Below are 10,589 nucleotides of genomic sequence, written 5' to 3'. Positions count from 1 at the left end.
ACCAGCGCCGCCAACGCCCAGGCGGCGCCGCCCCGTTGCCCCGGCAGCGCGGTCAGCGCCAGCGCGCCCGGCGGGCTCGCCGGCAGCTCGTGCGCCGCCTCCCACGGGGCGATCGCCAGCAGCGCCAACGGCCCCTCGGCCACGGGCCCCAACTCCTCGGCGAGTTCGGCGCCGGCCGCCGCGCCCTCCTCGCCGTGCCCGGCGAGGAGGGCGCGCAGCAGCTCCCCGAGCCGGGCGCCGACCCGCGCCTCCTCGGCCAGCAGCGCCCCCGCGCGGCGGGCGACGACCATCGCCTCGGCCAGCCGTGGGTCGTCGAGCGCCAGCGCCCCGTCGTCCAACAGCCAGATGTAGCCGTGCACCACCCCGCCGTGGCGCACGGGCAGGCAGAGCCGCCCGGTGCGCACGCCGGCGGCAGGCTCCGGCGGGATTCGCACCGGCGCGCGCGCCGTGGTGATGCCGAAGCCCTCGAACCACGCGCGGACCGCCGCCGTCGAGCCGCGCCGCAGGATGGAACGGGTGCGGACCGGGTCCAGCACCCCCTCGTCCTCGCTGTCGTGGGCCCCGAAGGCGATCAGTCGGAAGTCCCGGCCCTCCAGCGTGGCCGGGGCGTCGAGCAGCGCGCAGACCTCGTCGATCAGTTCCTGGAGTTCCCGATGGGCGGAGCGCATCCCCCGTTCGTCACCTCCCGTCTCGCGCCGGCGCGGTTCTCTCGCCACCATTCTCGTTGAGTGGCCCGGCAGCGCCTAAGGAAGCGGCCCCCGACCCCCATACAGATGTCTGAACTCCGCCGGCCCGGCGCTCGACAGCTGTCGATAGGCGCCGGGCAGGCGCGGTCCTACCGTGGTCCCGACCGGCTGGTACCGCTTCGCCGAACCCGTTCGGCCAACCCCGGGAGGTGCTCGTGCTGGGACCCGTACTGCTCGCCGCCGCCGGCAGCGAACGCGTGCGGCGGCTGGTGTCGTCCGCCCCGCTGACCCGCCCCGTCGTGGACCGTTTCATCGCGGGCGAGGAGCTGTCCGACGCCCTCGACGCCACCACCGTCCTGCTGGCCCGGGGCCTGACCGTCACCCTGGACCGGCTCGGCGAGTCCGTCACCGACCCGGCCCGGGCCAGCCGCAACCGCGACGGCTATCTGGCCCTCGTCGACGAGCTGGCCGCCGCCGGCCTCGCCGAACGGGCCGAGCTGTCCGTCAAGCTCTCCGCCTTCGGCCAGGCGCTTCCCGACGGGCACGACATCGCCCACCGCAACGTGGCCCGGGTGGTCGCCGCCGCCAGCGACGCCGGCACCGCCGTCACGTTGGACATGGAGGACCACCGCACCGTGGACTCCACCCTGGCCATCCACCGCGAGCTGCGCGCCCGGCACCCGGAGACCGGCGCCGTCCTCCAGTCCTACCTGTTCCGCAGCGAGGACGACGCCCGCGCGCTCGCCGCCGCCGGGGCCCGGGTCCGGCTGGTCAAGGGCGCCTACCGGGAGCCGCCCGAGGTCGCCTTCCAGCGAAGGCCCGAGGTGGACCTCGCGTATGTCCGCTGCCTGCGGACGTTGATGGCCGGCGCCGGCTACCCCATGGTCGCCACCCACGACCCCCGGCTGGTCGCCGTCGCCGAGGAGCTGGCCAAGCGGGCCGGGCGGGCGTTCGACGGCTACGAGTTCCAGATGCTCTTCGGCATCCGCGACGCCGAACAGCGCCGGCTCGCCGCCCAGGGCCACCGGGTCCGCGTCTATGTCCCCTACGGCACCGACTGGTACGGCTACTTCATGCGCCGGCTCGCCGAGCGGCCGGCCAACCTCGCCTTCTTCGCCCGCTCCCTGGCCACCCGAGGCTGACCGCGCCCGGGAACCGGACCGGAACCGGACCGGACCGGAACCGCCACGAACACCGAACACCGGAACACCGAACACCGAAGGAGAACGGCCATGGACGCTGTGACCCAGGTCCCCACGCCGGCCAACGAGCCGGTGCTCGGCTACGCCCCCGGCTCGCCCGAACGCGCCCGCCTGGAGCGCGCGTTGAAGGAGCTGAGCGAGAACCCGATCGACCTGCCCATGACCATCGGCGGCCGACAGCGGATGGGCGGCGGGAAACGCTTCGACGTGGTCCAGCCGCACCGCCACGCCGCCCGGCTCGGCACCTACGGCAACGCCACCGAGCAGGACGCCAGGGACGCCATCGACGCGGCGCTCGCCGCCGCCCCTGCGTGGCGCGCGCTCTCCTTCGACGACCGGGCCGCCGTCTTCCTGCGCGCGGCCGAGCTGCTCTCCGGCCCCTGGCGGGCCACCATCGCTGCCTCGACCATGCTCGGCCAGTCCAAGACCATCCAGCAGGCGGAGATCGACGCGCCCTGCGAGCTGATCGACTTCTGGCGGTTCAACGTCCACTTCGCGCGGGAGATCCTCGCCGAGCAGCCGCCGGTCCAGCCCAAGGGCGTCTGGAACCGGATGGACTACCGGCCGCTGGAGGGCTTCGTCTACGCGGTCACCCCGTTCAACTTCACCGCCATCGCCGGCAACCTGCCGACCGCGCCGGCACTGATGGGCAACGTCGTGGTCTGGAAGCCCTCGCCCACCCAGACCCACGCGGCCGTCCTGCTGATGCGGCTGCTGGAGGAGGCGGGGCTGCCGGCCGGCGTCATCAACCTGGTCACCGGCGACGGCCGCGCCGTCTCGGAGGTCGCCCTCCCGCACCGCGACCTGGCCGGCATCCACTTCACCGGCTCCACCACCACCTTCCGCACGCTGTGGCGCGGCGTCGGCGAGAACCTCGACCGCTACCGCAACTACCCGCGCGTGGTGGGGGAGACCGGCGGCAAGGACTTCATCGTCGCCCACCCCAGCGCCGACCCGGCCGTGGTGCGCACGGCCATCGTGCGCGGCGCCTTCGAGTACCAGGGCCAGAAGTGCTCGGCCGCCTCCCGCGCCTATGTCCCCCGCTCGCTCTGGGAGGCCGGGCTGCGCGAGCAACTGGCCGCCGAGACCGAGGGGTTGACCATGGGCGACCCCACCGACCTGGGGAACTTCATGGCGGCCGTGATCGACGAGCGCGCCTTCGCCAAGAGCAGGGACGCCATCGAACGGGCCAAGGCCGACCCGACCTGCGAGATCGTCGCTGGCGGCGGCTACGACGACAGCGTGGGGTACTTCGTCCGGCCGACGGTGCTGACCTGTTCGGACCCGACCAACGAGGTGTTCACCACCGAGTACTTCGGACCGATCATCGCCGTTCACGTCTATGAGGACGACGACTTCGACACCATGCTCGACCAGATGGAGTCGGTCGCCGACTACGCGCTGACCGGCGCGTTTCTCGCCCGGGACCGGGCGGCGGCGGCCGAGGCCAGCGAGCGGCTGCGCTTCGCCGCCGGCAACTTCTACCTCAACGACAAGCCGACCGGCTCCGTCGTCGGCCAGCAGCCCTTCGGCGGCGCCCGTGCCTCCGGCACCAACGACAAGGCCGGCTCCAAGTTCAACCTGCTGCGCTGGGTCTCCCCGCGCGTGATCAAGGAGACCCAGGTGCCGCCCACCGACTACCGGTATCCGCACATGGGGTGACCCCTCCACCCTGGCGGCCGGCTCGGCCCCCCACCACGCACCACAGGACCCACCGGAACCATCGGCCCCACGGGCCCCGGTGGCAACGGTGGGGGGCCGTCCGCGTCTCAGATAGTAGGACGGTCAAGCATTTGGGCAGACAGCATGGCTCGGGCGGGCTATTTTGGGTGAGGTTCCGCTGTGGGCTCGGCGAACTTTGTTGATATCCCACAGTGCGCCCCAGCGTTCTCTCACACCGGGTCGCCGTCGCCCCGGCTCCGCTGTCCCCCCAGTCACGCACCCTGGAGCTGACCGCCATGGACGCCACCGCAGTCACCGCTGCCCCCGCCGTCACCGCCGTCGCCCAACTCCCCGGTGAGCGCCCGGCGGACGCCCGCCCCAGCGCGCTCAGCCAGGCCAGGGCCGAGGCCAGGGCGGCCAGGATCGCCGCCCGCCGGCACGCCGCGACCGCCCTCCAGTCCGCCCTCGACCGTCGGGACAACGGCGGCCCCGTCGAGTCCTGAGGTCCCGGCAGCCCCACCGAACGCCCAACGTCCGCATCGTGGACGGATTTCCCTCGAAGAGTGGGACGGGCATAGGGTTCCCGGCATGGCTAGCGGTATCAATCTCGCGGTGATCCCCGGTGACGGCATCGGCCCAGAGGTGGTCGCGGAGGGGCTGAAGGTCCTCACCGCCGTGCTGCCGTCCGAGGTGAAGCTGGAGACCGCCACCTACGACCTGGGGGCGAGCCGCTGGCACCGGACCGGGGAGACGCTCCCCGACGAGGAGTTGGAGCGACTCAAGGCGCACGACGCGATCCTGCTCGGCGCCATCGGGGACCCGACCGTTCCCTCCGGCGTGCTGGAGCGCGGGCTGCTGCTGAAGCTGCGCTTCGCGTTCGACCACTACGTCAACCTCCGCCCCAGCCGCCTCTTCCCCAACACCCCGACGCCGCTCGCCGGCCGCCCCGACATCGACTTCGTCGTCGTCCGCGAGGGCACCGAGGGTCCCTACGTGGGCAACGGCGGCTCGATGCGGACCGGCACCCCGGCCGAGGTGGCCACCGAGGTCAGCCTCAACACCGCCTTCGGCGTCGAGCGCGTGGTGCGGGACGCCTTCGAGCGCGCCGCCGCCCGCCCGGCGAAGAAGCTCACCCTGGTCCACAAGAACAACGTCCTGGTCCACGCCGGCCACCTGTGGAAGAACACGGTGGACCGGGTCGCCCGGGAGTACCCCGACATCACCGTCGACTACCTGCACGTGGACGCGGCCACGATCTTCTTCGTGACCCAGCCCCAGCGGTTCGACGTGATCGTCACGGACAACCTCTTCGGTGACATCCTCACCGACCTGGCCGCCGCCATCACCGGCGGCATCGGCCTCGCCGCCTCAGGGAACATCAACCCGACGGGCGCCTTCCCCTCCATGTTCGAGCCGGTCCACGGCTCGGCCCCGGACATCGCCGGCACCGGCAAGGCCGACCCCACCGCGACCGTGCTGTCGGTCGCCCTGCTCCTGCGTCACCTCGGCTACCAGGCCGAGGCCGCCCGGATCGAGGACGCCGTCACGGCCGACCTCGCCGAGCGCGACGCCGCCGCCCCGCGCACCACCGAGGCCATCGGTGACGCGCTGGCGGCACGAGTAGCCAACTAGCCCGCTCGGCAAGGCCCCTGGGCCGCCGGGCTCGGTGCCCGGCGGCCGGTGGCGAGCCGCCGCTGGGTGCCGTGGGTATCCGCATCCCAGGACCGCGTCCGGCCAACGGGCCGAGCGCCGTCGCGCCCCGACGGTGCCCGTTCCCTACGGATGTGTCACCCTTGTGTGTCCCGATGCTCGGACTTCCTACTAACGGAGCCGGTTCGCGGTCCGCCTCGACACCCAGTGAAGGAACGCGCTCACCATGACGACGTCTCCCCTCCCCTTCGACATCACCCCATCCGACCACCCGGTCTCCGACGCGGACCGCGAGGCGGTGCTGGCCAACCCCGGCTTCGGCCAGTACTTCACCGACCACATGGTCACCATCCGGTGGACCGAGGACCAGGGCTGGCACGACGCCCGACTCCAGCCCTACGGGCCCCTCTCCCTCGACCCCGCGACAAAGGTCCTGCACTACTCGCAGGAGATCTTCGAGGGACTCAAGGCCTACCGGCAGGCCGACGGCTCGGTCGCGGTCTTCCGCCCCGAGGCCAACGGCGAACGCTTCCAGCGCTCCGCCCGCCGGCTCGCGATGCCGGAGCTGCCGATCGAGACCTTCGTCGAGGCCATCGACGTCCTGGTCAGGCAGGACGAGGCATGGGTCCCGCCGAGCGGCGAACAGTCGCTCTACCTGCGGCCGTTCATGTTCGCCACCGAGGTCGGCCTGGGCATCAACCACCCGGCCAACGAGTACCTCTTCATGGTGATCGCCTCCCCGTCCGGCGCCTACTTCCCGCGCGGCATCAAGCCCGTCTCCGTCTGGCTCTCCAAGGAGTACGTCCGCGCCGCCCCCGGCGGCACCGGCGACGCCAAGACCGGCGGCAACTACGCCGCCGCCTTCGTCGCCCAGGCCGAGGCCGTCCGCCAGGGCTGCGACCAGGTCGTCTGGCTGGACGCGGTGGAGCACCGCTGGGTCGAGGAGATGGGCGGCATGAACCTCTACTTCGTCCGGGGCACCGGCGAGGACGCCGAGATCGTCACCCCCCAGCTCACCGGCGCCCTGCTGCCCGGCATCACCCGCGACTCACTGCTGCGGATCGCCAGCGACCTGGGGCACTCGACCGGCGAGGTCAAGATCTCCACGGAGGACTGGCGGCAGGGCAACGCCGACGGCACCATCAGCGAGGTCTTCGCGTGCGGCACCGCCGCCGTGATCACCCCCGTCGGCTCCGTCCGCTCCAACGACGGCGACTGGACCGTCGGCGACGGCCAGCCCGGGCCGATCACCCAGCGCCTGCGCGCCGAACTGCTCGGCATCCAGACCGGTCAACGCCCCGACCCCTACGGCTGGATGCACCCCGTCCGCTGACCGTCCGCTGGCCGTTCGCTGACCGGGGAACGTTCCGCCCCCGGACCCGCGCCCACCAGGCGTGGGTCCGGATGGTGAGACGGGTTGGGCGGCCCTGGCCACCCGTGGCAGACTGCCGGCGTGCTCTCGTTCGCCATCATTATTGGTGACCAGCGCGCCGGTCGGCAGTGACCGCTGAACACCGCACAGGACACGCGGCAGCGGACCACTCGGTCCCAGACCCGCGCGCAGACCTCTCGCACCCGCGAGGGGTCTTTTCGTTTTCCGGCCCACCACGCCGGAGCGGGAGCGCCGGGCGAGGGCGACCACGCCGCCCCACGAACACACACAGAAGCGCGGAACGCGCGGACCACAGGAGCCTCAAGGCCATGACGACGGATGCCACCTCGCCCCAGCCACCGAACGACGACTTCCACGTGTTTGACACCACGCTGCGTGACGGCGCGCAGCGTGAGGGCATCCACCTCACCGTCGCCGACAAGCTGACCATCGCCCGCCACCTCGACGACTTCGGCGTCGGCTTCATCGAGGGCGGCTGGCCGGGCGCCAACCCCAGGGACACCGAGTTCTTCCAACGCGCCGCCCGCGAGGTCGAGTTCCGCCACGCCCAGCTGGTCGCCTTCGGCTCGACCCGCAGGGCCGGCGTCGACGTCGCCGACGACCCGCAGGTCGCGGCGCTGCTGGACTCGGGCGCGCCGGTGGTGACGCTGGTCGCCAAGTCCCACGACCGCCACGTCGAACTGGCGCTGCGCACCACCCTGGACGAGAACCTCGCCATGGTGGCCGACACCGTCCGCCACCTGCGCGCGCGGGGCCGCCGGGTCTTCGTCGACTGCGAGCACTTCTTCGACGGCTACGCCGACAACCCCGACTACGCCCTGGCCGTCGTCCGCGCCGCCCGCGACGCCGGAGCCGACGTCGTGGTCCTCTGCGACACCAACGGCGGCTCCCTGCCGGCGCGCGTGTCCGACACCGTGCGCGCCGTGCGCGAGGCCACCGGCGCGCGGCTCGGCATCCACGCCCAGGACGACAGCGGCTGCGCCGTCGCCAACACCCTGGCCGCCGTGGACGCCGGCGCCACCCACGTCCAGGGCACCGCCAACGGCTACGGCGAACGGGTCGGCAACGCCAACCTCTTCCCCGTCGTCGCCGCCCTGGAGCTGAAGTACGACCGGCGGGTGCTGCCCCCCGACGCCCTCACCGAGATGACCCGGATCTCGCACGCCATCGCCGAGGTCGTCAACCTGCCGCCGGCCACCCACCAGCCCTACGTCGGCGTCTCCGCGTTCGCCCACAAGGGCGGCCTGCACGCCTCCGCCATCAAGGTCGACCCCGACCTCTACCAGCACATCGACCCCGAACTGGTCGGCAACTCCATGCGGATGCTGGTCTCCGACATGGCCGGCCGCGCCTCCGTCGAACTCAAGGGCCGCGAGCTGGGCTTCGACCTGGCGGGCGACCGCGAGCTGGTCGGCCGGGTGGTCGCCCGGATCAAGGAACAGGAGCGCAACGGCTTCACCTACGAGGCCGCCGACGCCTCGTTCGAGCTGCTGCTGCGCGACGAGGCCGCCGGCCGCCGCGACCGCTTCTTCGAGCTGGAGTCCTGGCGCACCATCACCGACCACAGGACCGACGGCGGGATGGTCAACGAGGCCACCGTCCGGCTGTGGGTCAAGGGCGAGCGGGTGCTGGCCACCGGCGAGGGCAACGGCCCCGTCCACGCCCTGGACCAGGCGCTGCGCACGGCACTCGAACGCACCTTCCCGCAGCTCGCCCGCATCCAGCTGATCGACTACAAGGTCCGCATCCTGGAGGGCAGGTCGGGCACCCAGTCCACCACCCGGGTCCTGATCACCAGCGGCGACGGGCAGGCCGAGTGGTCTACGGTAGGGGTCGCGGACAACGTGATCGCCGCCTCCTGGCAGGCCCTGGACGACGCCTACACCTACGGGCTGCTGCGCGCCGGGCTGCGCCCCGCGGGCTGAGCCAGGCGTCTCGGGGGCGGCGGGGCGGAGCCCCTGTGGGGTTCCTCTAACGCGCCTCGGGTGGCCTCTGTCCACTCCGGGCACCTCGCGCGTGGTGACCTTCCGGTTCTGTGTGGCGCGGCCATGAATTCAGGGAGGAGACTGTGTGGACCCAACGAGAGCCCTCAGGAGCGGAGTTTCGTAGGGTCTATACATGACCGATCACGCCGATACCGCAGCCCCCGAGGCGCCAGCCGCCACCGACACCCGGGGCCGGGTGGCCGAGCTGCTGGCGATCCGCGCCGAGGCGCTGCGCGGCCCGTCCGAGAAGGCGACCGAGGCGCAGCACGCCAAGGGCAAGCTCACCGCCCGCGAGCGCATCGGTCTGCTGCTGGACGAGGACTCCTTCCACGAGGTGGGCCAGCTCCGCCGCCACCGGGCCACCGGCTTCGGCCTGGAGGCCAAGCGCCCCTACACCGACGGCGTGGTCACCGGCTGGGGCACGGTCCACGGCCGCACGGTCTTCGTCTACGCCCACGACTTCCGCATCTTCGGCGGCGCCCTCGGCGAGGCACACGCCGCCAAGATCCACAAGCTGATGGACATGGCGCTGGCCGCCGGCGCCCCCCTGGTCTCGCTCAACGACGGCGCCGGCGCCCGCATCCAGGAGGGCGTCTCGGCCCTCGCCGGCTACGGCGGCATCTTCCAGCGCAACACCCGCGCCTCCGGCGTCATCCCGCAGATCAGCGTGATGCTCGGCCCGTGCGCCGGCGGCGCCGCCTACTCGCCGGCGCTCACCGACTTCGTCTTCATGGTGCGGGAGACCGCCCAGATGTTCATCACCGGGCCCGACGTGGTGCAGGCGGTCACCGGCGAGGAGGTCACCCAGAACGGCCTGGGCGGCGCCGACGTGCACGCCGGCACCTCCGGCGTGGCGCACTTCGCCTACGACGACGAGGAGACCTGCCTGGAGGAGGTCCGTTTCCTCCTCTCGCTGCTCCCCGCGAACAACCGCGAGAACCCGCCGTCCGCCCCCACCAAGGACCCGGCCGACCGCCGTTGCGACTCCCTGGTCGACCTGGTGCCGCTGGACGGCAACCGCCCCTACGACATGCGGGCGGTGATCGAGGAGCTGGTCGACGACGGCGAGTTCCTGGAGGTCCACGAGCGCTGGGCCACCAACGTCATCTGCGCGCTGGCCCGCCTCGACGGCCAGGTGGTGGGCATCGTCGCCAACCAACCCCAGTCGCTGGCCGGGGTGTTGGACATCCACGCCTCGGAGAAGGCGGCCCGCTTCGTTCAGATGTGTGACGCCTTCAACATCCCGATCGTCACCCTGCTCGACGTCCCCGGCTTCCTGCCCGGCGTGGACCAGGAGCACGGCGGGATCATCCGGCACGGCGCCAAGCTGCTGTACGCGTACTGCAACGCGACGGTGCCGCGCATCTCGCTGGTGCTGCGGAAGGCCTACGGCGGGGCGTACATCGTGATGGACTCCCAGTCCATCGGCGCCGACCTGACCCTGGCCTGGCCGAGCAACGAGATCGCCGTGATGGGCGCCGAGGGCGCGGCCAACGTCATCTTCCGCCGACAGATCGCCGCCGCCGAGGACCCGGAGGCGATGCGCGACCGGATGGTCAAGGAATACAAGGCGGAGTTGATGCATCCCTACTACGCTGCCGAGCGCGGCCTGGTGGACGACGTGATCGACCCGGCCGAGACCCGCACCGTGCTGATCCACGCGCTGGAGATGCTGCGCAGCAAGCACGCCGACCTGCCCGCCCGCAAGCACGGCAACCCGCCCCAGTGATCCGGCCGTTCCACGTGCCGAGTGAGGAAGCCACCGATGACCTCTGAGACGAGCGACCCGCGCCTGGTGCGGGTGGAGAAGGGCGCGGCCAGCGACGAGGAACTGGCCGCCGTCACCGCGCTGCTGCTGGCCAGGGCCGCCCAGCGCGAGACCCCGGCCGAGGCCGGCAGGCCGAGCCAGTCGACCGCCGGCTGGCGCCGCCTGGAGCGGGCCAGCGCCTACCGCGCCCCGCACAGCTGGCAGGGCTGACCGCCCGCGCGCCCGGCGCGGCGGCGGGGCGTG

The 10,589-nt window shown here is 72.4% G+C and carries 8 protein-coding genes and 1 pseudogene; 8 read left to right on the top strand and 1 reads right to left on the bottom strand.

The genetic code is table 11. The annotated features are described in order from the left end of the window. Window positions 1–668: pseudogene (locus tag EBN88_RS31335) on the bottom strand (PucR family transcriptional regulator); the annotation flags it as partial. Window positions 669–901: 233 nt separating this feature from the next. On the opposite strand from EBN88_RS31335, the gene EBN88_RS25135 reads away from it, so the two are divergent. The 8 genes from EBN88_RS25135 to EBN88_RS25095 all read left to right on the top strand — a co-directional run bounded on the left by EBN88_RS25135 (window position 902) and on the right by EBN88_RS25095 (window position 10,556). Then, window positions 902–1,828, top strand: coding sequence for a proline dehydrogenase family protein (locus tag EBN88_RS25135; protein ID WP_122399348.1), 927 nt, complete (start codon window positions 902–904; stop codon window positions 1,826–1,828). 90 nt (window positions 1,829–1,918) lie between these two features. Continuing rightward, window positions 1,919–3,550 carry an L-glutamate gamma-semialdehyde dehydrogenase gene (pruA, locus tag EBN88_RS25130; RefSeq protein WP_122399347.1) on the top strand — a complete coding sequence of 544 codons (1,632 nt, stop codon included), beginning with the start codon at window positions 1,919–1,921 and terminating at the stop codon, window positions 3,548–3,550. A gap of 296 nt (window positions 3,551–3,846) precedes the next feature. Next, entirely contained in the window at window positions 3,847–4,053 is a 207-nt protein-coding gene (locus EBN88_RS25125; RefSeq protein WP_122399346.1) for a hypothetical protein, read from the top strand. A gap of 85 nt (window positions 4,054–4,138) precedes the next feature. Further along, entirely contained in the window at window positions 4,139–5,182 is a 1,044-nt protein-coding gene (locus EBN88_RS25120) for a 3-isopropylmalate dehydrogenase (RefSeq protein WP_122399345.1), read from the top strand. A gap of 244 nt (window positions 5,183–5,426) precedes the next feature. Next, window positions 5,427–6,533 (top strand): branched-chain amino acid aminotransferase, encoded by a 1,107-nt coding sequence (locus tag EBN88_RS25115; protein ID WP_122399344.1) that lies wholly within the window; start codon window positions 5,427–5,429, stop codon window positions 6,531–6,533. 368 nt (window positions 6,534–6,901) lie between these two features. Beyond that, window positions 6,902–8,518, top strand: a complete 1,617-nt coding sequence (cimA, locus tag EBN88_RS25105; RefSeq protein ID WP_122399342.1) for a citramalate synthase — start codon at window positions 6,902–6,904, stop codon at window positions 8,516–8,518. 193 nt (window positions 8,519–8,711) lie between these two features. Beyond that, on the top strand, window positions 8,712–10,307 hold the full coding sequence (locus EBN88_RS25100) for an acyl-CoA carboxylase subunit beta (protein WP_122399341.1): 1,596 nt from the start codon (window positions 8,712–8,714) through the stop codon (window positions 10,305–10,307). Between the two features lie 36 nt (window positions 10,308–10,343). Further along, window positions 10,344–10,556, top strand: a complete 213-nt coding sequence (locus EBN88_RS25095; protein WP_122399340.1) for an acyl-CoA carboxylase epsilon subunit — start codon at window positions 10,344–10,346, stop codon at window positions 10,554–10,556. The last annotated feature ends 33 nt before the right edge of the window (window positions 10,557–10,589 follow it).

This window comes from Streptomyces triticirhizae (assembly GCF_003696235.1).
Taxonomy (GTDB): Bacteria; Actinomycetota; Actinomycetes; order Streptomycetales; family Streptomycetaceae; genus Streptomyces; species Streptomyces triticirhizae.
Note: the sequence above shows the minus strand (reverse complement) of the source record. Positions and strands in the feature narration are given on the sequence as shown.